Annotated in this window: 24 protein-coding genes and 1 pseudogene; 18 read left to right on the top strand and 7 right to left on the bottom strand. The window is 70.3% G+C overall.

The window, feature by feature from the left end:
* Positions 1–329 precede the first annotated feature (329 nt).
* Both GT045_RS29395 and GT045_RS29390 read left to right on the top strand, forming a co-directional pair.
* The gene (locus GT045_RS29395) at positions 330–1,103 is read left to right on the top strand and encodes a hypothetical protein (protein ID WP_161336026.1); all 774 of its coding nucleotides are present in this window, start codon (positions 330–332) and stop codon (positions 1,101–1,103) included.
* Positions 1,104–1,611: 508 nt separating this feature from the next.
* The gene (locus GT045_RS29390; RefSeq protein ID WP_230195029.1) at positions 1,612–1,956 is read left to right on the top strand and encodes a hypothetical protein; all 345 of its coding nucleotides are present in this window, start codon (positions 1,612–1,614) and stop codon (positions 1,954–1,956) included.
* Positions 1,957–2,402: 446 nt separating this feature from the next.
* Here the strand turns inward: GT045_RS29390 and GT045_RS29385 are convergent, their stop codons facing one another.
* Positions 2,403–2,573 (bottom strand): hypothetical protein, encoded by a 171-nt coding sequence (locus tag GT045_RS29385; protein ID WP_161336024.1) that lies wholly within the window; start codon positions 2,571–2,573, stop codon positions 2,403–2,405.
* 28 nt (positions 2,574–2,601) lie between these two features.
* Positions 2,602–3,384, bottom strand: coding sequence for a hypothetical protein (locus tag GT045_RS29380; RefSeq protein WP_161336023.1), 783 nt, complete (start codon positions 3,382–3,384; stop codon positions 2,602–2,604).
* A gap of 817 nt (positions 3,385–4,201) precedes the next feature.
* On the opposite strand from GT045_RS29380, the gene GT045_RS39145 reads away from it, so the two are divergent.
* The 5 genes from GT045_RS39145 to GT045_RS29360 all read left to right on the top strand — a co-directional run bounded on the left by GT045_RS39145 (position 4,202) and on the right by GT045_RS29360 (position 8,935).
* Positions 4,202–5,905: a YwqJ-related putative deaminase gene (locus GT045_RS39145; RefSeq protein ID WP_202529128.1), complete on the top strand. Its 1,704-nt coding sequence runs from the start codon at positions 4,202–4,204 to the stop codon at positions 5,903–5,905.
* Between the two features lie 20 nt (positions 5,906–5,925).
* On the top strand, positions 5,926–6,402 hold the full coding sequence (locus tag GT045_RS29375; protein ID WP_161288281.1) for an SUKH-3 domain-containing protein: 477 nt from the start codon (positions 5,926–5,928) through the stop codon (positions 6,400–6,402).
* Positions 6,403–6,412: 10 nt separating this feature from the next.
* Positions 6,413–6,784 carry a YwqJ-related putative deaminase gene (locus GT045_RS29370; protein WP_345942790.1) on the top strand — a complete coding sequence of 124 codons (372 nt, stop codon included), beginning with the start codon at positions 6,413–6,415 and terminating at the stop codon, positions 6,782–6,784.
* Positions 6,781–7,707 carry an SUKH-3 domain-containing protein gene (locus GT045_RS29365; RefSeq protein ID WP_161336022.1) on the top strand — a complete coding sequence of 309 codons (927 nt, stop codon included), beginning with the start codon at positions 6,781–6,783 and terminating at the stop codon, positions 7,705–7,707. Before GT045_RS29370 ends, GT045_RS29365 begins: the two co-directional genes overlap by 4 nt.
* Before the next feature lie 421 nt (positions 7,708–8,128).
* Entirely contained in the window at positions 8,129–8,935 is an 807-nt protein-coding gene (locus tag GT045_RS29360) for a GAF and ANTAR domain-containing protein (RefSeq protein WP_161336021.1), read from the top strand.
* 151 nt (positions 8,936–9,086) lie between these two features.
* Here the strand turns inward: GT045_RS29360 and GT045_RS29355 are convergent, their stop codons facing one another.
* The 3 genes from GT045_RS29355 to phoU all read right to left on the bottom strand — a co-directional run bounded on the left by GT045_RS29355 (position 9,087) and on the right by phoU (position 10,427).
* Positions 9,087–9,335 (bottom strand): SCO4226 family nickel-binding protein, encoded by a 249-nt coding sequence (locus GT045_RS29355; RefSeq protein WP_161289263.1) that lies wholly within the window; start codon positions 9,333–9,335, stop codon positions 9,087–9,089.
* A 128-nt stretch (positions 9,336–9,463) separates the two neighbouring features.
* The gene (locus GT045_RS39140) at positions 9,464–9,619 is read right to left on the bottom strand and encodes a hypothetical protein (RefSeq protein ID WP_202515382.1); all 156 of its coding nucleotides are present in this window, start codon (positions 9,617–9,619) and stop codon (positions 9,464–9,466) included.
* Positions 9,620–9,737: 118 nt separating this feature from the next.
* Complete coding sequence (gene phoU / locus GT045_RS29350; protein WP_161336020.1) at positions 9,738–10,427, bottom strand: phosphate signaling complex protein PhoU; 690 nt, start codon at positions 10,425–10,427, stop codon at positions 9,738–9,740.
* A 249-nt stretch (positions 10,428–10,676) separates the two neighbouring features.
* Between phoU and GT045_RS29345 the strand changes: the two genes are divergently transcribed.
* Complete coding sequence (locus tag GT045_RS29345; RefSeq protein ID WP_161287261.1) at positions 10,677–11,927, top strand: ATP-binding protein; 1,251 nt, start codon at positions 10,677–10,679, stop codon at positions 11,925–11,927.
* The gene (locus GT045_RS29340) at positions 11,924–12,604 is read left to right on the top strand and encodes a response regulator transcription factor (RefSeq protein ID WP_014673455.1); all 681 of its coding nucleotides are present in this window, start codon (positions 11,924–11,926) and stop codon (positions 12,602–12,604) included. The genes GT045_RS29345 and GT045_RS29340 overlap by 4 nt, the downstream gene beginning before the upstream one ends.
* A gap of 108 nt (positions 12,605–12,712) precedes the next feature.
* Here GT045_RS29340 and GT045_RS29335 read toward each other — a convergent pair whose 3' ends face one another.
* Complete coding sequence (locus GT045_RS29335) at positions 12,713–13,393, bottom strand: DUF461 domain-containing protein (protein ID WP_161336019.1); 681 nt, start codon at positions 13,391–13,393, stop codon at positions 12,713–12,715.
* Between the two features lie 625 nt (positions 13,394–14,018).
* On the opposite strand from GT045_RS29335, the gene GT045_RS29325 reads away from it, so the two are divergent.
* From GT045_RS29325 to GT045_RS29285, 9 genes and pseudogenes are all read left to right on the top strand, one after another.
* Positions 14,019–14,501 carry a CarD family transcriptional regulator gene (locus GT045_RS29325; RefSeq protein WP_003953493.1) on the top strand — a complete coding sequence of 161 codons (483 nt, stop codon included), beginning with the start codon at positions 14,019–14,021 and terminating at the stop codon, positions 14,499–14,501.
* A gap of 291 nt (positions 14,502–14,792) precedes the next feature.
* A complete protein-coding gene (gene ispD / locus GT045_RS29320) occupies positions 14,793–15,545 on the top strand; it encodes a 2-C-methyl-D-erythritol 4-phosphate cytidylyltransferase (RefSeq protein ID WP_161287259.1) in 753 nt (250 codons plus the stop codon).
* Positions 15,535–16,032 carry a 2-C-methyl-D-erythritol 2,4-cyclodiphosphate synthase gene (gene ispF / locus GT045_RS29315; RefSeq protein WP_161336018.1) on the top strand — a complete coding sequence of 166 codons (498 nt, stop codon included), beginning with the start codon at positions 15,535–15,537 and terminating at the stop codon, positions 16,030–16,032. Before ispD ends, ispF begins: the two co-directional genes overlap by 11 nt.
* 206 nt (positions 16,033–16,238) lie before the next feature.
* On the top strand, positions 16,239–16,643 hold the full coding sequence (locus GT045_RS29310; RefSeq protein WP_161287257.1) for a PPOX class F420-dependent oxidoreductase: 405 nt from the start codon (positions 16,239–16,241) through the stop codon (positions 16,641–16,643).
* Positions 16,644–16,698: 55 nt separating this feature from the next.
* On the top strand, positions 16,699–18,102 hold the full coding sequence (cysS, locus tag GT045_RS29305; RefSeq protein WP_161287256.1) for a cysteine--tRNA ligase: 1,404 nt from the start codon (positions 16,699–16,701) through the stop codon (positions 18,100–18,102).
* An 87-nt stretch (positions 18,103–18,189) separates the two neighbouring features.
* On the top strand, positions 18,190–19,131 hold the full coding sequence (gene rlmB / locus GT045_RS29300) for a 23S rRNA (guanosine(2251)-2'-O)-methyltransferase RlmB (protein ID WP_161287255.1): 942 nt from the start codon (positions 18,190–18,192) through the stop codon (positions 19,129–19,131).
* Positions 19,132–19,501: 370 nt separating this feature from the next.
* Positions 19,502–20,876 (top strand): annotated as a pseudogene (locus GT045_RS40090) (VWA domain-containing protein).
* A complete protein-coding gene (cobO, locus tag GT045_RS29290) occupies positions 20,876–21,475 on the top strand; it encodes a cob(I)yrinic acid a,c-diamide adenosyltransferase (protein ID WP_161294656.1) in 600 nt (199 codons plus the stop codon). Before GT045_RS40090 ends, cobO begins: the two are co-directional and overlap by 1 nt.
* Positions 21,475–22,848, top strand: coding sequence for a cobyrinate a,c-diamide synthase (locus GT045_RS29285; RefSeq protein ID WP_202529130.1), 1,374 nt, complete (start codon positions 21,475–21,477; stop codon positions 22,846–22,848). The genes cobO and GT045_RS29285 overlap by 1 nt, the downstream gene beginning before the upstream one ends.
* A 14-nt stretch (positions 22,849–22,862) precedes the next feature.
* Here the strand turns inward: GT045_RS29285 and GT045_RS29280 are convergent, their stop codons facing one another.
* The gene (locus tag GT045_RS29280) at positions 22,863–23,594 is read right to left on the bottom strand and encodes a ZIP family metal transporter (protein WP_161294654.1); all 732 of its coding nucleotides are present in this window, start codon (positions 23,592–23,594) and stop codon (positions 22,863–22,865) included.
* Between the last annotated feature and the right edge of the window lie 130 nt (positions 23,595–23,724).

The raw sequence follows: 23,724 nt of genomic DNA, 5'->3' as shown, positions 1-23,724 counted from the left end.
ACCTTGTGCCAGTCAAACTCTTGCCCTAGGCGAGCGCTACCGCTTGCTGCGAACGTCGGTGGTCAGCCAGGAACGGTAGCGGCCTGCGCATCTAGGTAGGCAGCGGTTGTCCCCACCGCGCAGACGCTCCGCGATTGACCTGATAAGGATGAGGCGAGGCCTCAAAGCCTCGGCTCAGGCCGGGCGCCGTGCACACCATCGGTCGCCGCACGTCGCCCTTGACTCGGGCATTGAGACCCCGCAGCCCTACGCGAGCAAGGTGACTGTTCTTTGTAGCGAATCGATCAAAAGGCCCACAGTGCCTCCTGTCTCGCGGCATCATCACTCGTATGGCGGCGTCATCAAACCAGCAGACGGACCTTCGCAAGGTCTATTACCAATGTCGACTCGGTCGCGATGATCTGGATCATCTGTTCGCTGTGGCTTCCGACGGGATATCACCCGGCGGAGTCCAAATTTCCACCATTGCGAGCAACACGCGATATTGGGAGGCGACCCTTACGGAGCTAGTGGCGGCTGTTAGAACTGGCACGCCGGAAGTCGGCCACGATTGGACCAATATCTCCCTCAAAGCGGAAACCCCTTCAGGGGAGCGATCCGTAACCATCACGCTTGACAAAGAGCGCGCGGAGCTGAATGTTGCCGGCGCGGACTCGACGTGGGTATATGGTCAAACAGCAAGACTAGAGGCCTTCCTGACCGCTCACGGCGCGGCTACGAGTTCACCCAAGTATGAAATGAAGGTATCCTTGGCATTTCTGGCATTCTTCTGCATCTTTGGTTATTTTTGGTTGACGCACGGAGGGCATGTCGAATCGGCAGAGGAATGCATAAAGAAGGCACAAGCCGCGCGCGGCAATCAGGTGTATATAAACGCGGCGATTGGCGCGATGCTGGCTGTTGGCGTCTTGGGTGTTCTCTTCAAGGTGTTCAAAGAAAGGGCATCTAGGGCGCGCCTGCTGGTTGATGGATCGATTCCTGCAGGCGCTTGGTGGGCACGCCTTACCACCTCGGAGAAGATCGCCGCAATCGGTATCCCGGTAGCAGCTTTGGCCACAATCGGCACCCTAGTTTCTGCCGCCAGTGATGTTTTCGGGAAATAAATCGAGGACCCACAGGGGGCCCTCGATACTTGGCGCGACTTAACTACCTCTCACGCGCAATCATCAAGACAAGCGCGATGAGCAGCAGGAAAATCGGTTCCATTACGGACTCCCTCAAGTCATGCCCACTTCGGGGCGGTGGACGCAGGGAGTCGCGCTGCTGCCAAGTAGCAACATTGTGCACGGCCTCGGCGCTTGGTGTCACCCAGTTGCGCAAGAAGGTGCGACAGGCCCAGATCAGGGGGCGTACACGGCCGTGTCACACACCGACCATGGTCAACAACGGTTCCATGGGATCGAGATGCGCTGTTTTCGGGTTTTCCTGCTGGTCGACAGGACCGATGGTCCGTAGATCGGCTGCTCGGGGCCGGCCAAACAGCGGGCCTCGCCTGGCGCACCAGCTTGCTATCGTGCGCCCCCACCGCGCCGCCCCCTCGGAGCCGACGGATCCGAATCATGAACGCGCATGAGGGGATTCGGGAACTATTGGGGTTGGATCGTCTTCGCGGTGCTGATCGCGGGCTGGTTGACCTTCGACTTCGGACCGGTCGTGCTCCTGGTCCTGTCCGGGGTCAGCGCCTTCTACTTCTTCTTCAACGTGCCCGTCTGGTGCGGAGCCGAGGGACGTGGCGGCACCTGCCGCAACAACAGTCACGGAGTCCTTATGGGCTGTCACCTTCGCCAGCACAAGTGGCAGAAGATCAAGATGATCTTCTGGAGCGCTCGATGGGCAAGGCTCAGGCAAGAGCTGTTTCAGAACGCGACCACCACACTGGCAAGCCTCGGCGGCATCCTCGCGGTGACGTCGGGCATTGCGGCCACCTTGCAACCGCTGTTCGGCGGAGGGTGGTAGCGACGCTCGCTGACATCCAAGTTTGACATCAACGACAGCAGACAGCAGCGGTCGGGCGCGCTTCTCGACGGAACCTGTCCAGTTGGCTTGACGGCCAGGGAGACGCCTCGGATCGAACTCCTAAAGCGGGTGTCGCAGGTTCGAATCCTGCCGGGGCACCCAGGAAAGAGCCCCGGACCGATCACGGTCCGGGGCCTTTGACATCTGCTTCTGACTCATCAGTGCGGGCGGTCACAGACGACCAGGGGTCTCCACAGTGGGCGATCCATGTGGCTCATGGCCTCATGCTGTGGGCCCTCGACGATGTCGCGTATGTCCACAGTGACGCTGATTTGGGGGCGACCGACGACCTTCATCACAACACTGAGCACGACTCCGGCAACCGTGAGGAGGATGGCAGTGCCGTGACGAGTGTCGCGCCGGCGTCTGACGCGAAGGCTTGAGTATCAGCGGCGCCACACATCCAACACCCCCTTGACTAGCTGGTCGAAGGGCTGAAGCAGCGCGGAGAGAACAGAACGCGCGTCAGCACGGACACGAGGATCCGGGTGGCCGCACGCCACCAGGACGACAGTGCAAAGCAGAGCAAGCATGACCGTTGCTTCGAAGGTCTCCATGGACAAGACCGTAGAGAGCAAGCAAGGCTCATTCATCGGGAATGATATTGCGGATAATTCGGTGACCTTGATCATTCTTGTGCGCGACGGCTGAGGTGCATGGGCGCAGTTGCGTCAGTCGCCACCCTCCGAGGCGGTCCTGGCCGTCAGACAGCAACCCGTCCAAGGAGACAGTCAGGCGGTCGTGACGCAAGGCAGCGGCCCCACCCGGGACGACGCGTTGCAACACTTCTGAGAGCTGTTCGAAGGCGTTGTTCAACGCGTCGTCATCGTCGTGTCCGGTGAGGACGGACGCCGGCCTGGCTAGCCAGGGAGCCAACTCGCTGCACACGTCTGCTGTCGGGGCAGTGGAGAGGTAGCGTCGCTGCACGATCACGATCAGTCGAGCATGGATCCGGTCGCTTGCGCCCAGTATCGAGCTCAGCTTGAGCCCGAGCCGGTTGTCCCGGCCCCTTCCGAGTCCCCAGAGGACGATAAGTATGTCGACGTCATCGACCAGGGCTTCCCTGATGGGACTGGGATCGTTACCACATGAACGGCGAATAGCCTCCGCGTCGAGCCGTTGGAGCAGGTCAATGATGCGAGTGGGCGTCTTCTTCCTATTCGCCAGGTAGAGAACCCCGCACCTGAGTTGCGGCACTGAGGCTGGTGCCCCGCGAGCCGGAGCGCCTAACCGGAGTTGTCCGTCTATTACCGCGACACGGCCAGCCAACTCGGCGAGCAACTGATGGACGGACATGTGCAAGCGAGTGGCAGCCCGTTGCAAGTTCTCCTCGGCCCTGCCGTCCAGTTCTACGAAGTGGCGCGCCATGCACCCGCTCCCCAATCGACACGAAAGATGACGTGATCGTCCCACCGGTACGCCACGTAGGAGGGCCCGACCGTGACAGTGTTACCCCAAGCCCAGGGACGGTGAGTAACAGCGAAGCGCACCACAACCGCACCAGATCGAGCGGGGAGCTGCGGGGAGTGACGGGGAAATAGGTAAGCCGGAGGGGACCCAGTCGCAGCCGTCTGCGCAGGTCAGCGCTTGAGGAGCCCTCCAACGACCTCAGCTTCCCAAGCTGAGGGCTTCGGTATCGTCGTCACGGGCCAGCCGTCGCGGCTCGCTCTGCGATAGCACCAGCAACGCGGTGGAGGCCGGCGGGGGCGCAACGAGGCATACGAGTGCGCGGTCGGTCGGCGCACTCGCCGTCGTGGCTGACTGGCGTCGGCGGAGGTTCAGACGGGGCGCATCGCAGGTGCTGGCCGCCAGTCGAGTGCGCCGAAGCTGGCCGTCTCTGAGCCGTCCGAGGCCGCTCGACAGTGGCCAATGACGGCCAACGACGACCACCAGGCGCACGAGCCCACCGCTCCTGAGCAGGGGAAACCCAGCTCACCAAGATCCCCGACAAGACCCAGGGCAAGAAGAAGTAAGCCCGCACGAACAAGCCCCCTGCCTGCGGGTTCTCCGTCCGGCGGGGGGCTTTTCGGCGGGTGGGGGGCGTCGAGGGTGCCGCTTCGACCTTCATGACCCTGTAGCGGTTGTCCCGGCTCTGCAATAAGAGCCCCGCCCGGGTTGGCGGCGGCCGCCGGCGAAGTGTTTAGCTGATCTTCGCTGTTGCCGAAGACCACGGGGGATCGCGGACATGGGCATCGTGCTGCCGGACATCGTCGACCGGGCACTGGATCTCGCAGGGGTCGACTGGCCGAACGTCGACGAGGACGACTACACGGACATGGCCGACGCGCTCCGTGAGTTCGCGGACAAGTTCGAGGACCACGGCGGCAACGCGCACAAGGCGATCACACGGATCCTCAGCTCGTCGGAGGGCTGGGCGGTCGACTCCATGCAGAAGCACTGGTCGTACGTGAAGACCAGCCACCTGGAGAAGATCCCGGACGTGGCACGGACGTTCGCGTTCGTGTGCGACCGGATCGCCGAGATCACCATCGCGATGAAGACGAAGGCCGCAGTCGAGCTGGGCGTGCTCGCCGGGACCATCGTCGCCGAACTGGCCGCGTCCGGGGTGACGCTGGGCATTTCGGCCGCCGCTGCCGCCGGTGAGGTCATCCTGATGCGGCAGATCGCCAAGCGGCTGGTGAAGGAGGCGATCGAGGAGATCCTCGCGGAGATCGCCGCCAAGCTGGCCGAGCCGGTCACGGCGAAGCTGGAGGAGCTCGCCGTCGACACGGCGCTCGATCTGGCCGAGGGGGCGTTCAACCCCGGCGGCAAAGGCCACGGCACCCCGGGTGGCATGACCCTCGACTCCGCGGGCGGCGGCGGTGGCGGCGGTGCGGTCAAGCGGACCCGCGTCGACCACGCCGAGTTCGAGGACGGCGCCGGCAAGCTCTCCCTCCACGGCGGGGACCTCGGCAGCAACGCCCACTTCCACCTGGGGAAGGCGAAGCACGCGTTCGGCCGGACCAAGGGCCGGGACGGGTTCACCAAGGAATTCGACCACGCCCTGGAGAAGGCGCTCAGCGCTGCCACCAGGTCGGTCACCCGTACCGCCAAGCACGTCAGCGACGAGATCCCGCAGCGCGTGAAGGCCGCCTCCCGGCTCCACAAGGAGAACGACCACAAGGTCGGCGGCCAGGCCGACGGCGTCCACGTGCCCGAGGGCGATACGCGCGGTGCGGCGGGCGGCGGCGGCGGTGGCGGGGGCGGCAACGGCGGCGGTGGCGGTGGTGGCGGCAACGGCGGTGGCGGTCCCCGGCGGATGGACCCCCAGCCCGGCTGGCACGGCAGAAGCGCAGGTCAGATGCGGCACTACCGCCGTGACGCGATGCAGGTCGATCACCTCAGCCCGGAGGACCAGCGCCGAGCGCTGGTCCAGGAGGCGAGGGATCTGGCCGACGAAGCGCAGAAGGCTCCCAACGGGCCCGACGGGCAGCCCGTGTTGGGCAAGGGCAGGATCAAGCAGGGATGTTCCGGAGCCCTGTTGCACGAAGGTGTCCTGACGGGACATTCCAGTGTGTCGAAACTGAAGAAGAATCCGCAGAACCCGGATCCGCAGACGCACATGCACGTACATCCCGCCCTCCAGTCCGTCCTGGACGACGTCGAACGACAGGCGACGGCCGAGGGTGAGAATCTTGGCGTCGGCCACGGAAAGTGCGCCGAGGTGGCACTGATATCGGACCGTCTGCATGCCATCTCGGAGCGTGACGGGGTCGACATACGGAACGCCGACGACGTCAGGAGGGTGATGGACGGGGCACTGGTGCATACGCGGCAGACCGGCGACATGAATCCGGACAAGCCCGGCTTCGTGAAGCACGGCGACTACAAGAAGCCCTGCCCCTCCTGCGAGCGCATGCTGCCGCTCGTCGGCGTCACACCTGTCTGACCTGGAAGAGGATGAGATCTGTGCCCGTACTGAACTCGCCCGAGGCCGTCGACGCCTGGCTGGCGAACGCCGGCTGGTACCCGGGGCGCCGGTGTGACGACCTCGCCGCAGCCGAGGCGGAGAGCGCCCAGGTGTCGTTCCGCAACGACGGCGGTGTTCTCGACGTCATCCAGCCCGCTCTCGACTTCCTGCGCGAGCACGTCGGGCTGGTGGCCCCCCTGCACGACTCTCCCGAGGACACGGTGATGTTCCTTCCGCGTCTCATGTACGCGGGCGCCGCCGAAGACGTCCAGGACCTTTCGGACGGGCTGGGAAAGAAGGTCTTCCCCGTCGCGCACGACACGTACGACGGCGGGACGATCCTCATCGACGAGAGCGCGCGGTTCTTCTACCTGCATCACACCGGCGGTTATTTCCTCGGCGAGGACAAGCACTCGGCGCTGATGCGGTATTCGCGCGGGTATCCGCTCGATGACGCGGAGGACTACTATGTCTGAACATGTTCCGATGACCGCCGCGTCCTTGCTGGTGAACGGCGCGATCTTCAGTCAGACCGATCTCGACGCGGATGCGGATCCGGACCTGCACCCCGCGGTCGTCGAGTTCTTCCGCCGGCTTCCCCCCGCGCAGCGGGAACCCTTCATGGGCCACTGCGCGGAGACCGCCCTGATCTCCGATCAGCTGTGGGGCCTGGACCAGCGGTCCGGGAGTGGAAGGCCGACGACCCTCGACGAGGCGATGGGCCATTTCGCGGGGTCGGCGCTGGTGGCGCGGAAGATCCGCCCCGAGGGGGATCCGGAGCACGGACGCCCGGCGGAGCCCTGCCGCTCGTGCGCCGCCCTGCTCGCGCGTCTGGGCGTCGCAACGGTGGACCGGTGACCCAGCACCATCAGGCGCCGGGGTGGACCGGCCCCACCGCGGGCAGGAACGCCGAGCAGGACGCGATGCGTGCGGTGCTGCGGATCGCCGCGATGGCGGAGAGCCACGGCATCTCCTTCCCCGTCTTCCCCGCCGTGCGGTCCTTCCTGAGCGAGTTCCACGGCCTCGAGCACCGGCCGGCGCAGCCGGGCCGGGAAGTCGCGGCCGTCGGGTTCTCCATCGATCCCGAGAAGGCCAGGTTCCGGCTCGTCCGGCTGAGCCGCCTGGCCGCCGGACTCCGGCTCGGGTTGTTCCCGGTCGGCGTCACCACGAACGACTCCGTCCTCGCCGTGGGCGAGGACGGACAACTGCTCTCCTTCGGTCACGGCGGCTCCTGGCACCTCGGGGACAGCGCGCTGGAAGGCATCGAGAACCTGGCCTCCGGGGTGGCTCCGCGCAGGCTCGCCGACAGCGAGCACGCCTGGGACGTGACGCCGTCGGCGGCCGGCGGTCCCGTCGTCGGAGCGGTGCAGGCAGCGCTGACAGCCGTGTACGTGCTGCATCACCACGACGTCTACACCGCCAGAAGCGTCCGCCTGACGCTGACCGGTCTGCGCGGCATCGGAGTCGAGGTCGCCCAGCGGTCGATCGGCATACCGCGCGGCCCCCTGGACGAGGCGCTGTCGCCGATCGTCCGTGACGTGGAGGGTGTCCTCGCGGCCAACGGCGACGGCACGGGCTGTGAGGTGAGGCTGGCCGTGGAGGTCCCCGGCGCGCACGCGCGGACTCCGGCCGGTCTGGTCGGGTTCTCGGCCCGGTTCGGACACCGGGCCATGCAGGCCGACGCCATCGAGGTCTGCCTCCGGGTGGGAGCGGGCGCGCGAACCGGCAGGATCCACGGCCGGGTCGTCGACGCCCTGCGCGGACTGCGGCCGATGCCCTGACAGGCGCGACCCTGCCGAGGCGCCGGTGCCGGGTGCCGGGTGTCAGGTGTCAGGTGTCAGGTGTCGGGTGTCGGGTGTCGGGTGCCGGGTGTCAGGGGCCGGGGGCCGGGTGTCGGGTGTCGGGGGCCGGGTGATGGGTGTCGGTGACGGCGGTGGCGGTTCCGTCGTTCCTGGTGCTTCTGGTGCTTCTGGTGCTTCTGGTGCTTCTGGTGCTTCTAGTGGTGCTGGTGCGCTTGGTGCGCTTGGTGCTCCTGGCGTTCCTGGTGCTCCTGGCGTTCCCGCGCTCGCCGTCCCGTCGTCCGCCGGGCGCCCGCGGGCCGGAAATCCGCCGCAGTATTCCGGCCGCCCTGGGAACTCGGAAGGCCACGGGATGCCGGTGGAGCATGCCGGTCGGGGTGTCTGCCGTTCCGGGGTGATGTCCATGCCGCCCGAGGGATGCGGGTCGTCGGGGCTGCCGCCTGACGCCGCCGCCCGGTTGTGGGCCAGTGAGACGATGGCCGCCGCCGTGCGCGACGCCGAGGCGCCCCGGGCGGTGCCCGGCGCGCTGTGCGCGGCGTGTGTGCGGCTGCTGCCGGTCACCGGGGCCTCGGTGTCGATCTCCGGCGGCAAGGGGGTCCGCGTGACCTGGTGTGCCAGCGACCGGGTCGCCGCGCGGATGGCCGAGCTGCAGTACACCGTGGGCGACGGCCCCTGCCAGAGCGCGCTGGACGAGGGCGCCCCCGTCCTCGCGGCCGACCTCACCGCGGGCCCCGACCCGCGCCGGTGGCCGATCTTCGCGCACGAGGCGGTGGGGCTGGGAGTCCGCGCCGTGTTCTCACTGCCCCTCGGTCCCGGCGGCGCCACCGTCGGCACGCTCGACCTCTACAGCGACCGGGTGGGCGGACTCGCCGTACTCGATCTGCGGACCGCGCTGTGCGTGCGGGACGCGGTCACGGTCGCGCTGATGAACCTGCGGTCCGCCGGCCACGCCGGGTGCGGCGGCGGCGCAGACGGCACGGACGCGTACGACGTGGACACGGAGGAGCGGGTGGCGTCCTGGGTCGCGGCCTCCGAGGCCGATCACACCGAGGTCTACCAGGCCGTCGGCATGGTGATGGTGCAGCTGGACGTGGACCCCGAGCAGGCCCTCGACCGGTTGCGCGGCCGCGCCTACGCCGACGGCCGCACGGTCAGTCAGCTGGCCCGGGACGTCCTCGCCCGCAGGCTGAGCTTCTGGCCGGAGGCGTGACCGCTTCCGGCCCGGAGGCGCGGCTTCCGGCCCGGAGAGGCGGTCTCGGGCCGGACCCCGTTCTCACGCCTTCAGCCGGAGGGGCGGTCTCGGGCCGGACCCGTTCTCACGCCTCCAGTTCGTAGGCGCGGTCTCGGGCCGGACCCCGTTCTCACGCCTCCAGCGGTATCGGGTGCACCTCGTCCGCCCGGTGCCCCGCTCGTTCGTGGACGCGCTGGACGGCCTCGGCCGAGGGGGCCTCGGAGAGGCAGTAGACGGTGCCGGACACCGGGTCGGCCCAGGCGTGCTCGAAGTGCACCGACTCCTCCTCCTCGACGGCGAGGTCGGCCCGGTGGGCCTCCGCCAGCTGGTCGGCCGTGATGCCCTGCATACCGCGGTGGATGTCCATGAACCTGGCCATGGCGACAGCCCCTTCCCGCAGGTCCTTCCCGCACCCCCGCACGTCCATGCTGCCCCCGGCGGGCGGGAGGGGCATCCGGAACGGCGAAGGGCCGGTGCGAAGCGAGTCGCACCGGCCCCGGGGTGTCGTCAGCCGCACTGGCAGGGGTTGCCCGACTGGCACCCGCAGCCGCAGCCCGAGCCGCAGCCGCACGCGCCGAACAGCGGCAGGCTCCTGATCTCGGCGGGCTGCTCGGTCTCGCGCTCCTGTGTCGGATCGGGCGTGGTGCCGGGGGATTCGGCCATATGTCCCTCCTAGACCTGGGGGCAGAGGCGCCCTCGCCCCATTGATGCCCGCCCGGCAGGGCGCGTCAACGGCGCACGGAGGCGCCCGGCCCGGTAAAGCCCGGCCTCCCCAGAGGGGTCACGCGCCCTCGACGCCCTTCACCTGCTGGATGTCCTGCTGCAGCTCGTCCGCGTGCTCGCCGGTGACCAGGTACACCACGCGCTTGGCGACGGCCACGGCGTGGTCGGCGTACCGCTCGTAGTAGCGGCCCAGCAGCGTGACGTCCACGGCCGTCTCGATGCCGTGCTTCCAGCGGTCGTCGATCAGGTGCTGGAAGAGCGTGCGGTGCAGCAGGTCCATCTCGTCGTCGTCCTGCTCCAGCTGGAGAGCGAGGTCGACGTCCTTGGTGATGATCACCTCGGCCGCCTTGGCCATCAGGCGCTGGGCGAGCTGGCCCATCTCCAGGATGGTGGCGTGCAGGTCCTGCGGGACCGCACGCGACGGGAAGCGCAGCCGCGCGAGCTTCGCCACGTGCTGGGCGAGGTCGCCGGAGCGCTCCAGGTCCGCGGACATGCGCAGCGAGGTGACGACTATGCGCAGGTCCGTCGCCACCGGCTGCTGCCGGGCCAGCAGGGCTATCGCCCGGGCCTCCAGATCGTGCTGGAGCTCGTCGACCCTCTGGTCGGCCTCGATCACGCTCTCGGCCAGCTTCAGATCGGCGTCGAGGATGGCGGTCGTGGCGCGCCCGATCGCCGACCCGACCAGCCGGGCCATCTCCACCAGTCCGTCGCCGATCGAGTCCAGTTCCTCGTGGTACGCGTCCCGCATCAGGGTTCCCTCTCGTGCGTCATCGTTCGGGGGGTCGTTCGGGGGTCCGGGGGGTCGGCACGTCGTGCGTGCGGCCCCCGGTGAACCGGCGGTACGAACCCCACGCTGCCACGCTGTGCCCCGTACGCGTCTGTTTCCGCCACCCCAAATGAACCAATGCTGGCTCCAAGGTGAACTCTGGGCGACGAGTGTTCGAGGTCCCACCCGGACGGCTGTGGGCATCTCACACGGCATGCCTAACCTTGAGGCATGGACGTGAACGCGGCGGTCGCCGCAGCGGCAGCGATCGCCGGGGTGCTCACCGGTGTCATCGCCATGCTGGCGTTCCGCTGGAGCGAACGCGACCAGAAGCGACCGACCAGGACTTCTTTGCACACCGATCCCGTACTCCCGCCCGGCGTGGACACCGTTCTGTCGGTGCTGCGCTCCTCCGCCGTCGTGCTCGACGAGGCCGACGGCGTGGTCAAGGCCAGCTCCGCCGCCTACGCCCTCGGGCTGGTGCGTGGCGGCAAGCTCGCCGTGGAGCCCATGCTCCAGATGGCCCGGGACACCAGACGGGACGGGGAGATACGCCAGGTGGAACTGGATCTCCCCCGGCGCGGCACCGGACGCGGTGAGGCCCTCGCCGTCTCCGCCCGCGTCGCCCCGCTCGGCTCCCGCCTGGTCCTGCTGCTGGTCGAGGACCTGACCGAGGCCCGCAGGATCGAGGCCGTACGACGCGACTTCGTGGCGAACGTCAGCCACGAGCTGAAGACGCCCGTGGGCGCGCTCTCCCTCCTCTCCGAAGCCGTCATGGACGCCTCCGACGACCCCGAGGCGGTGCAGCGCTTCGCCGGCCGTATGCAGATCGAGGCGACCCGCCTGACCAACCTGGTCCAGGAACTGATCGATCTCTCCCGGGTGCAGAACGACGACCCGCTGGAGGACGCCGAGCCCGTCCGGGTGGAGGAGCTGGTCGCCGAGGCGATGGACCGCTGCCGCCACCAGGCGGGCACCAAGCAGATCACCATGGCCGCCGGCGGTACGGCCGACCTGCACGTCTGGGGCAACCGGGGCCAGCTGGCCGCGGCCCTCGGGAACCTCGTCGAGAACGCCGTCAACTACTCCCCGGCCCGGACCCGCGTCGGCATCGCCGCCCGCCGGATCAACGCCCTGGGCGGCGACATGATCGAACTCGCCGTGACCGACCAGGGCATCGGCATCTCCGAGCGGGACAAGGAGCGTGTCTTCGAGCGCTTCTACCGTGTCGACCCCGCCCGCTCCCGTGCCACCGGCGGTACCGGCCTGGGCCTCGCGATCGTCAAGCACGTGGTCGCCTCGCACGGCGGGGAGGTCACCGTGTGGAGCGCCGAGGGCCAGGGCTCCACGTTCACCATCAGACTGCCGGAGGCGGCCGCGGCACGCGAGCGCGCGCAGCAGCACCCCGACCTCGAGGACGAGGCCGGCTCCTGTGATCCATCCCCGTACGAACCGCTTCCCGCCCCGGAGGTCCTTCCGTGACCCGAGTGCTCGTCGTCGAGGACGAGGAGTCCTTCTCCGACGCCCTGTCGTACATGCTCCGCAAGGAGGGCTTCGAGGTCGCCGTCGCGGCGACCGGCCCCGACGGCCTGGACGAGTTCGAGCGCAACGGCGCCGACCTGGTCCTGCTCGACCTGATGCTGCCGGGACTGCCCGGCACCGAGGTCTGCCGCCAGCTGCGCGGCCGTTCCAACGTCCCCGTGATCATGGTGACCGCGAAGGACAGCGAGATCGACAAGGTCGTCGGTCTCGAAATAGGAGCCGACGACTACGTCACCAAGCCCTTCTCCTCCCGCGAACTGGTCGCCCGCATCCGCGCGGTGCTGCGCCGCCGGGGCGAGCCCGAGGAGGTCACGCCGGCCGCGCTGGAGGCGGGCCCGGTCCGCATGGACGTCGACCGCCACGTGGTCACCGTCGGCGGCTCCAAGGTCGACCTGCCGCTGAAGGAGTTCGACCTGCTGGAGATGCTGCTGCGCAACGCGGGCCGGGTGCTCACCCGCATGCAGCTCATCGACCGCGTCTGGGGCGCCGACTACGTGGGTGACACCAAGACCCTCGACGTCCACGTCAAGCGCCTGCGCGCCAAGATCGAGCCCGACCCGGGCGCGCCGCGGTACCTGGTGACGGTGCGGGGACTGGGCTACAAGTTCGAGCCGTAGACCGCGTGCGAGCGGGCCGCCGGGTGGCGGGGCGCTCGCCCGCGCGGACGCCTACGACGGAGGGCGGCACCCCCAGCGGGTGCCGCCCTCCGTCGTGCGTACGGTCCGTCAGTGGCCGGCGGCCGACTGCGAGGCCGAGTCGCCCGGGGTGACGGCGGAGCCGGACGCGGAGCCGGACGGGGTCGGCTTGCCGCTCTTGCCCGGCTTGCCGGACGCGCCCGGCGCGCCGGAGCCGGAGGCCGAGGGGGACGCCGGCTTCGAGGCGGACGCGGACGGGATCTGGGACGGGCCCCACTTGTCGAAGTAGCTGGTGGCCGGGACGACGAAGGCGCTCAGGCTCACCTTGCCGGTCTTGCTGAAGGTGAAGGTGATCTTCTGGGCGTTGCCGTCCTGGACGGACTCCCGCCCGCTGGGCAGCGCGACGGAGGCGTTGCCCTTGCCGCCGAGGACCAGCGAGCCACCCGCCGGAACGGTCAGGCTCCGGCCCTTGGCGGCCTTCAGCTCGGCGGACGTGCCGCTGCCCTCCACGGTGACCGACTGGAGGGTCTCGGAGGTGCCGCCGGAGTTGAACACGGTCGCGGAGATCACCGCGGGCCCCGTCGACTTCAGGTCGGGCTGGGTGATGACGAGGGCGTTCTGGATCTTGATGTCGCCCACGCTGGTCGCCGCGTTGTCCGGCTTGATCTCCAGGGTCTGCGAGTTGTTGCCGGCGCCACAGGCGGCGAGCGAGGCGATCGAGAAAGCGATGGCGGAGGCGGCGAGGGCGCCGCGTCGAAGGCTGCTGCTCACGGCGGCGGCAACTCCTTGAACGCGCGGGCGGCTCCCCTATTAAAGCCGCCCTAAGTGTCTGTCAGCGGCCTCAGGTTACCGAGCCGTTCCCACACCGCCGCACCCGACCCTCCCCCAAGCCCCGGCCTTCCCTCCAGGTGGGGGTACCCGCCGGGACGCCAGGAGCCCCCGGCCGCATTGCGGATCCGCTCGTCTGTCATTCACATAACGCGACGGTGCGCCACTCTCATCGCCCGCGCATCACCGCTCGCGGATTTTCCGTGGAGGAATGCGCGCGCCTCCCGAAATTGATCACCCGGCACCCCTTCGGCGGCTGTTGATCAATTCCGGATTCGTCTCACATCCACCTCCGGTCACCGAACGGAGTAGCGGAAGTCGCACGCTTGGGGTCGGACAAATCGGGACGTTCCGCCACTTGGAACGGGCTCCCGAGGTGTGTAACGTACCTGTATCCCCTTGCCTGAAGAGCCCCTCCGACCTGCGAATACCCGCTCCCGCAGGTTCCCCGCAGCACGTTCCGGTTGCTGTTGTCAAGCCCCGAGATATGCCCTGACCTGCGAAAACGCCATTCAGAAGACGCCGTATCCGTGTTACCCTGGATAGCCACGGAAGGGGTACCTGTCACATGACGTTCAAGGTTGGCGACACCGTGGTCTATCCCCATCACGGGGCCGCGCTGATCGAGGCTATCGAAACTCGCCAGATCAAAGGCGTGGACAAGACCTACTTGGTGCTGAAGGTCGCCCAGGGTGACCTGACGGTACGTGTGCCAGCGGACAATGCGGAGTTCGTCGGCGTGCGTGATGTGGTCGGTCAGGATGGACTGGACCGGGTCTTCGAGGTGCTGCGCGCGCCGTACGCCGAGGAGCCCACGAACTGGTCCCGTCGTTACAAGGCAAACCTGGAGAAGCTCGCCTCCGGCGATGTCATCAAGGTCGCCGAGGTCGTGCGCGACCTGTGGCGTCGCGAGCGCGAGCGCGGACTGTCCGCCGGTGAGAAGCGCATGCTCGCCAAGGCCCGCCAGATCCTGGTGAGCGAACTGGCTCTCGCGGAGAACACGAACGAGGACAAGGCCGAGGCCCTGCTCGACGAGGTTCTCGCCTCCTGACGCGCAGCGGCAGCGAACCCTCGCTTCCGGCACGCTCAGCACAGTGAAATGCCGCGGTGCCCGATGACACTGATCCTGTCGCCGGGCGCTGCGGCATGTTCGTCCCCGCCCCCGTCCCCGCAGCGGGTCGGCCTCGGGGAGAACCCTCGATCAACCCCCTGATACTTGAGGTGCCGGGCCCGGGCGGATGGCTCGACCAGGGTCACGGAAAGGGTCCGGTCAAGGCGTCGCGCCCGGCACTCCTCCAGGCCATACCCACGTAGGTCGAGCACACAAACCTGACAGGATCCGATGTCTGACGAATCACGCCCCACCCCCGTGCAGACCCCCGTCGCCGCCGTGATTCCCGCCGCCGGCCGGGGCGTACGCCTCGGTCCGGGCGCCCCCAAGGCGCTGCGCGCGCTGAACGGCACGCCCATCCTCGTCCACGCGGTCCGCGCCCTCGCCGCGTCCCGCCGCGTCTCGCTCGTGGTCGTCGTGGCCCCGCCCGACGGCGCCGCCGAGGTCAAGTCGCTGCTCGACGCGCACGCGCTGCCCGACCGGACGGACTTCCTGGTCGTGCCCGGCGGTGAGTCGCGCCAGGAGTCGGTCCGGCTCGGCCTGGACGCGCTGCCGCCGCAGTACGGGATCGTCCTGGTGCACGACGCGGCCCGCCCGCTCGTCCCGGTGGACACGGTCGACGCGGTCGTCGAGGCCGTACGTGACGGCGCCCCCGCCGTGGTGCCCGCGCTGCCGCTGGCCGACACGGTCAAGGAGGTCGAGCCCGCGGCCGTCGCCGGTGACCCGGAGCCGGTCGTCGCCACCCCCGCGCGGGCCCGGCTGCGTGCCGTCCAGACCCCGCAGGGCTTCGACCGCGAGACGCTGGTCCGCGCCCACGAGACGGTCACCGAGAACGTCACCGACGACGCGAGCATGGTGGAGCAGCTGGGGCTGACGGTCGTCGCCGTGCCCGGCCACGAGGAGGCGTTCAAGGTCACCCGCCCCCTGGACCTGGTCCTCGCCGAGGCGGTTCTCGCCCGCAGGAGGCTGAACGATGGCTTCTGAGTCGTCCGTCGTCCTTCCCCAGGTCGGCATCGGCACCGACATCCACGCCTTCGAGGAGGGCCGCGAGCTGTGGTGCGCGGGCCTGAGGTGGGAAGGGGAGGGGAGCGGTCTGGCCGGGCACTCCGACGCCGACGTCGTCGCCCACGCCGCGTGCAACGCGCTCTTCTCCGCCGCCGGGCTCGGCGACCTCGGGCAGCACTTCGGCACCGGCCGTCCGCAGTGGTCCGGCGCCTCCGGGGTCACCCTGCTGACCGAGGCCGCCCGGATCGTGCGCGAGGCGGGCTTCGCCATCGGCAACGTCGCCGTCCAGGTAATCGGCCCCCGCCCGAAGATCGGCAAGCGTCGTGACGAGGCGCAGAAGATCCTCTCCGAGGCGGCCGGCGCCCCGGTGTCCGTCTCCGGCGCGACGACCGACGGCCTCGGCTTCCCGGGCCGCGAGGAAGGGCTGATGGCGGTGGCCACGGCGCTCGTGGTGCGGGTGAGCTGAGCGGGAGGGCGGTCGTGGCGGTCGTGCGGGTGAGCCGAGCAGGGCGGTCAGGGCGCTCGTGGTGCAAGTGAGCTGGGCGGGGCGGTCAGGGCACTCGCGGCGCCGCTGAGCTGAGCAGGGCGGTCGTGGCATTCGTCGTGCGGGTGAGCCGACGGCGTGCGAGGGTACCCGGAGAGTCACCGTTGTCCGGCCTCCGGGAGGTACCCGTGTCCTACGCTCTGCCCGACCGCCTGAAGTCCCTGCTCGACGAGAAGGTGTTCATCGTCGTCGGCACCGTCCAGCCCGACGGCAGCCCGCAGATGTCCCCGGTCTGGGTGAAGCGCGACGGCGACGACGTGCTCTTCTCGACCACGGTGGGCCGTCGCAAGGAGAAGAACCTGCGCCGGGACCCGCGGGTGACGGTGGTCGTGATGAACCCCGAGCAGCCGTACGAGTACGCCGAGATCCGCGGCACCGCCGAGCTGACGACCGACGGCGGCGCGGAGCTCATCGACGAGCTGAGCCGCAAGTACACGGGCAAGGACTACGCCGACTTCAACCCGGCGTCGGCCCAGGACGCCCAGCGCGTGGTGGTGCGCATCCGGCCGCAGAAGGTCGTCGGCATGATGTGAGTCCTTCCCCACAGGAAGGCGCATGGCACTGCCTGTCGCCCACTACCCTGGAGTGGTGACTATTCGCCTGTACGACACCAGCGCCCGGCAGATCCGTGACTTCACCCCGCTCAAGCCGGGCTGTGTCTCGATCTACCTGTGTGGCGCCACCGTGCAGGCGGCACCCCATATCGGCCACATCCGCTCGGGCCTCAACTTCGACATCATGCGCCGCTGGTTCGAGTACCGCGGTTTCGAGGTGACGTTCGTCCGCAACGTCACCGACATCGACGACAAGATCATCGCCAAGAGCCGCGAGCAGAACCGGCCCTGGTGGTCGATCGGGTACGCCAACGAGCGCGCGTTCAACGACGGTTACGACGCCCTCGGTTGCCTGCCGCCGACGTACGAGCCGCGCGCCACCGGCCACATCACCGAGATGATCGAGATGATGCGGGGCCTCATCGAGCGCGGGCACGCGTACGAGGCGGACGGCAACGTCTACTTCGACGTGCGGTCCTTCCCCGGCTACCTCCAGCTGTCCCGGCAGGAGCTGGACAACCTGCTCCAGCCGTCCGGCGAGGGCGAGACCGGCAAGCGGGACCCGCGTGACTTCGCGATGTGGAAGGCGGCCAAGCCGGGCGAGCCGACCTGGCCCACCCCGTGGGGCCCCGGCCGCCCCGGCTGGCACCTGGAGTGCTCGGCGATGGCCCACAAGTACCTGGGCACCGCCTTCGACATCCACGGCGGCGGCCTGGACCTGATCTTCCCGCACCACGAGAACGAGATCGCCCAGGCCAAGGCGTACGGCGACGACTTCGCCCAGTACTGGGTGCACAACGCCTGGGTCACCATGGCGGGCGACAAGATGTCCAAGTCGCTCGGCAACAGCGTCCTGGTCGGCGAGATGGTCAAGCAGTGGCGCCCGATCGTCCTGCGCTACTACCTCGGCACCCCGCACTACCGGTCGATGATCGAGTACAGCGAGGAGTCGCTGCGTGAGGCCGAGTCCGCGTTCGCGCGGATCGAGGGCTTCGCCCAGCGGGTCACCGAGCTGGCCGGGAAGACCGTGGAGCCGGCCGCCGAGGTCCCGCCCGCCTTCGCCGAGGCGATGGACGACGACCTGGGCGTCCCGCAGGCCCTCGCCGTCGTGCACACCACGGTCCGGCAGGGCAACAGCGCGCTGGCCGCCGACGACAAGGAAGCCGCCGTCGCCCGGCTCGCCGAGGTGCGTGCCATGCTCGGCGTCCTCGGACTCGACCCGCTCGACCCGCACTGGGCCGGCGACGCCGCCGACGGCGGCGAGGACCTGCACGGCGTGGTCGACAGCCTCGTCCGCCTGGTGCTGGACCAGCGCGAATCGGCCCGGGCCCGCAAGGACTGGGCCACCGCCGACGCCATCCGCGACCAGCTGGGCCAGGCCGGCCTGGCCATCGAGGACAGCCCGCAGGGACCGCGCTGGAGCATCGGCGCACGCTAGGCCCTGCTTGATCGACTGTGCCGCCCGGCCTCCCGGGCGGCACACTGCATAAGACGTACGTACGAAGCTCACGGAGACGGGTAACTCATGGCCGCGAACAACCGCCGCATGTCCGGCAAGAAGGGCGCGCAGGTCGGCAGTGGCGGCCAGCGGCGCAAGGGCCTGGAGGGCAGGGGGCCGACCCCGCCCGCCGAGATGCGCAAGGGGCACAAGAAGAACCGCATCGCCAATGCCAAGGCGAAGCAGGCCGTGCGCCGCCCGACGGCCCGCGGGCGCGGCGGCAAGTCGGCCTCCGAGCTGGTCGTCGGCCGCAACCCGGTCGTCGAGGCGCTCCGCGAGGGCGTCCCCGCGTCGACCCTCTACGTCCAGCAGTTCATCGACAGCGACGAGCGCGTCCGCGAGGCGCTCCAGCTCGCCGCCGAGCGGGGCGGCATCAACCTCATGGAGGCGCCGCGGCCCGAGCTGGACCGCATGACGAACGGCCTCAACCACCAGGGCCTCGTCCTGCAGGTCCCGCCGTACGAGTACGCGCACCCGGAGGACCTGCTCGCCGCCGCGGCCGACGAGGGCGCGGACCCGCTCGTGGTCGCCCTCGACGGTGTGACGGACCCGCGCAACCTGGGCGCCGTCGTCCGCTCGGTGACCGCCTTCGGCGGCCACGGCGTGGTCGTCCCCGAGCGGCGCTCGGCCGGCATGACCGCCGGTGCCTGGAAGACCTCCGCCGGTACGGCCGCCCGCACCCCGGTCGCCCGTGCCACCAACCTCACCCGGACCCTGGAGGCCTACAAGAAGGCCGGTCTCACGGTGGTCGGTCTGGCGGCGGACGGCGAGGTCGAACTCGGTGACCTCCAGGCCCTGGACGGCCCGGTCGCCATCGTCGTCGGCAGCGAGGGCAAGGGCCTGTCCCGCCTGGTCGGCGAGACCTGCGACCACCGGGTCCGGATCGCGATGCCGGGCGGCGCCGAGTCGCTCAACGCCGGTGTGGCCGCGGGCATCGTGCTGTACGAGGCGGCGCGCAGGCGCAGCTGAACCGCACGGCCGGAGCCGGACAGGGACCCGGGCAGCGGGCAGGGATCCGGGCAGGGCCGAACGCACGGCCGGAGCCGGACAGGGTCCCGGGCAGGGCCGAACGCACGACCGGAGCCGGACAGGGTCCCGGGCAGCGATCCGGACAGGGATCCGGACGGGGTCGAATGCCTGTCCGGAACTTCACCCTCGTGGGGTAATCGAGGCGCCCATATGGCGCTCGGCGTGGGTTTGACGGAGACCGGACACATCCGGCCGGTCAAAGCAGTGTCCTAACACCACGTCACTCGGTTAGATGAGTGTGGACACCAGAACACCCCGCACACCCACGGGGGACCGCTCGTCGGGATTCGACGACGCTCCCGCGCTGAGCATGGTGAAGGTGCCGAGCGATCCGGCGCAGGTCATCGTCAATCACGCCAGCTTCCGCGTGCAGCTGGGCGCGACGGCGAGGGGCACCCAATCCCCGCGGATCTCCCGGCACCTGAGCGCCGGCCAGGACCCCGCCCGGATGCCCGTCATGGGCACGGGGGGCCGGGCGGGCGCCACCGGCCGCCGCCGCCCCGTCGTGTGGAGCGGCAAGTCCGCCCCCGACGACACCGGCGCCCACCGGCTCCTCCAGGCCGTGCGGGGCAGCAGCGTCCGCCACGCCGACGAAGCCGAGGCCGGCGCCACCCAGGTCATCCCGCGCGTCCAGACGGGCTTCACGGACACCTACGACGAACTCGACCAGACCGTCGAGACCCCGGTGGTGGGCCACCAGCGCACCGCCCCGGACGCCGCCGGCACGCGCCTGCTGCCGCACATGCGCACGGTCAGCGGCGCCTACGACGACCCGTACCCGCCCGGCACCGGCTACGCGCCGTACGACGCCTACCCGGCGGACGCCGACACCGACGGCGAGCCGGACGCCGACGGCCGTACGCGCCGCCGAGCCCTTCCGCGCCAAGGTGCTGAGCGTGCCCGGACTCGGCGAGGGGGCCGCCGGGCGGCGGTCGCGGGCGCGGACCGAGCACGGCCGGACGACCGGCGCCCGCCGGCCCCGGGGTGCGCTGACCAAGCTGCACCTGGCGGCCACGGTGCAGGCCGCGGCCCCGCACCAGCGGGCGCGCGGGCGGTCCGGGCCGGGACTGGTGGTCCGCCGGGACGATCTGCGGCAGGCGACCCGGGAGGGCCGCGAGGGCAACCTCGTGCTGTTCGTGGTGGACGCCTCCGGATCCATGGCGGCGCGGCGGCGGATGGGCGCCGTCAAGGGTGCCGTGCTGTCGCTGCTGCTCGACGCCTATCAGCGGCGGGACAAGGTGGGCCTGGTGACGTTCCGGGGCACCGGGGCGGAGGTGGCGCTGCCGCCGACGTCCTCCGTCGACGCCGCCGCCGCGCGGCTGGAGTCGCTGCCGACCGGTGGCCGGACTCCGCTGGCCGCCGGGCTGCTGAAGGCCCACGAGGTGCTGCGGGTGGAGCGGCTGCGGGATCCGGCGCGGCGGGCGCTGGTCGTGGTGGTGACCGACGGGCGGGCCACGGGCGGCCCGGAGCCGGTCGCGCTGGCCGGGCGCGCGGCCCGGCTGTTCGCGGCCGGGGGGCTCGCCTCGGTGGTGGTGGACTGCGAGGCGGGTCCGGTGCGCCTCGGGCTCGCCGGGCAGTTGGCGGGAGAGCTGGGCGGTACGGCCGTGACGCTGGAGGAGTTGCGGGCCGACTCGATCGCCGGGCTGGTCAGGGATGTGCAGGGGACGTCGAGGAGGGCCGCGTAATGCCGCAGGGACAGCCGAGTGTCGTACCGGAGGACGGTCTGACGACCCGTCAGCGACGGAACCGGCCGCTGGTGATGGTGCACACAGGGGTCGGCAAGGGGAAGTCCACCGCCGCGTTCGGGCTCGCGCTGCGCGCCTGGAACCAGGGGTGGCCCATCGGGGTGTTCCAGTTCGTCAAGTCCGCGAAGTGGAAGGTCGGCGAGGAGAACGCGCTGCGCGTGCTCGGCGCCTCCGGCGAGGGCGGCACCGTCGACTGGCACAAGATGGGCGAGGGCTGGTCGTGGGTCCAGCGGGACGCCCAGCTGGACAACGAGGAGAAGGCCCGCGAGGGCTGGGAGCAGGTCAAGCGGGACCTGGCCGCCGAGCGGTACCGGCTGTACGTGCTGGACGAGTTCGCGTACCCGCTGCACTGGGGCTGGGTCGACACCGACGAGGTCGTCGACGTGCTGCGCAACCGGCCGGGCACCCAGCACGTGGTGATCACCGGGCGCAACGCGCCGGAGCGACTGGTCGACTTCGCCGACCTGGTCACCGACATGTCCAAGGTCAAGCACCCCATGGACGCCGGCCAGAAGGGCCAGAAGGGCATCGAGTGGTGATGCCGTCGGTGCCCAGGCTGGTCATCGCCGCGCCCTCCTCGGGCAGCGGCAAGACCACCGTGGCCACGGGGCTGATGGCCGCGTTCACGGCGCGCGGGCTGGCCGTGTCCCCGCACAAGGCCGGGCCGGACTACATCGACCCCGGGTACCACGCCCTCGCGACCGGGCGTACGGGGCGCAACCTGGACGCGTACCTGTGCGGGCCCGACCTGGTCGCCCCGCTGTTCCTGCACGGGGCGCGGGGCTGCGACCTGGCCGTGGTCGAGGGCGTGATGGGCCTGTACGACGGGGCCGCCGGGGAGGGCGAGCTGGCGTCCACCGCTCATGTCGCCAAGCTGCTGCGCGCGCCGGTCGTGCTCGTCGTGGACGCGTCCTCGCAGTCCCGGTCGGTGGCGGCGCTGGTGCACGGGTTCGTCTCCTGGGACCCGGAGGTGCGGATCGGCGGCGTGATCCTGAACAAGGTGGGGTCCGACCGGCACGAGGCGCTGCTGCGGGAGGCCCTGGACTCGACGGGTGTGCCGGTGCTCGGTGTGCTGCGGCGGGCCCCCCGGGTGGAGACGCCGTCGCGGCATCTGGGGCTGGTGCCGGTCGCCGAGCGGCGTGGCGATGCCGTGGAGGCGGTGGCGGCCATGGCCGCCCAGGTCGAGCAGGGGTGCGATCTGGAGGCCCTGCTGGGGCTGGCGCGGACCGCGGGCGCCCTGACCTGCCCCGCCTGGGAGCCGCCCGGCGTCGCGGTGCCGCACCGCACGGTGGTCGCCGTCGCCGGCGGGCCGGCGTTCACCTTCTCCTACGCCGAACACACCGAGCTGCTCGCCGCCGCCGGGGCGGAGGTGGTCACCTTCGACCCGCTGCGGGACGAGCGGCTGCCCGAGGGGACGGCCGGGGTGGTCGTCGGAGGCGGCTTTCCCGAGGTGTACGCCGGTGAGCTGTCCGCCAACGAGCCGCTGCGCAAGGCCGTCGCGGACTTGGCGCTCTCCGGTGCCCCCGTGGCCGCCGAATGCGCCGGACTGCTCTATCTGTGCCGTGAGCTGGACGGGCGCCCCATGTGCGGTGTGCTGGACGCCACCGCGCGGATGAGCGAGCGGCTGACGCTCGGCTACCGGGACGCCGTGGCCGTCGGCGACAGCGTGCTGGCGGCGGCCGGGACGCGGATGCGGGCGCACGAGTTCCACCGCACCGTCGTCGAGCCGGGCGCGGGCGCCGATCCCGCCTGGGGTGTGCGCGCCCCGGTCCGGCGGGTCGAGGGCTTCGTCCGGCAGGGTGTGCACGCGAGCTATCTGCACACGCACTGGGCGTCCCGGCCCCAAGTCGCCGAGCGGTTCGTGCGGCGGTGCCGGACGCCCGGGGCCGGCGGTGCGGACGGGGCACCGTGAGGCCGGGCGCGCGGTCAGCCGGAGAGGCCGACCACCAGCCAGATGAACGCGGTTCCGGCGACCGTGCACAGCAGGGTGGAGCGGGCCGGGTGCTCGTGGTGGGCCTCGGGCAGGATCTCGGCGGCGGCGAGGTAGAGCAGTACGCCGCCGAAGAGGCCGAGATAGCCGCCGAGCACCGCTTGGGGGAGGTGGAAGAAGACCGTGGACAGCGCGCCGAGCACGGGTGCGCAGGCGTCGGCGAGCAGCATCCCCACGGCCCGGCGGCGCGCGTTGCCGTACAGGCTGGTGATGGTGAAGGTGTTGAAGCCGTCGGCGAAGTCGTGGGCGATCACGGCGAGCGCGACCGCCGTGCCCATGCCGCCGCCCACCTGGAAGGCCGCGCCGACGGCCACGCCGTCCATGGCGCTGTGGCCCACCATCGCGCCGGCCGCCGCGAGGCCCACCTCGGGCGCCCGGTGGGCCGTCCCCTCGGCTCCGCCGTGCGCCGCCTGGCGGGCGGCGAGGGTGCGTTCCACGAGGTGGGCCAGCAGGAACCCGGTCACGAAGAGCAGCAGGGCGGCGGGTACGCCGAACACCTCGCGGTCGGCCGCGCGCAGTGCCTCGGGCAGCAGGTCCAGGCCGACGACACCCAGCATCAGCCCGCCGGCCAGGCCCAGGACCAGGTGGCGGCGGTCGGTCACGCGCTGTGCCGTCCAGCCGCCGGCCAGCGTCATCAGGAACGCGCCGAGCGCGACGAAGACCGCCATAGGCCCTTGGTATCCGATGGACCGGCGTTCGCGCATGTCCGACAGCCGTTCCCGTGCTGACTCGCACCGGCGGGAGAGGACCGCTCGCCGTGGCCGGCCCGGCCGCCGGTGAGGCGGCGCCGGCCGGGGC

It is taken from the genome of Streptomyces sp. SID486, assembly GCF_009865385.1.
GTDB lineage: Bacteria > Actinomycetota > Actinomycetes > Streptomycetales > Streptomycetaceae > Streptomyces.
The sequence above is the reverse complement of the archived record's forward strand: the minus strand, read 5'-3'. Positions and strand labels throughout refer to the sequence as shown.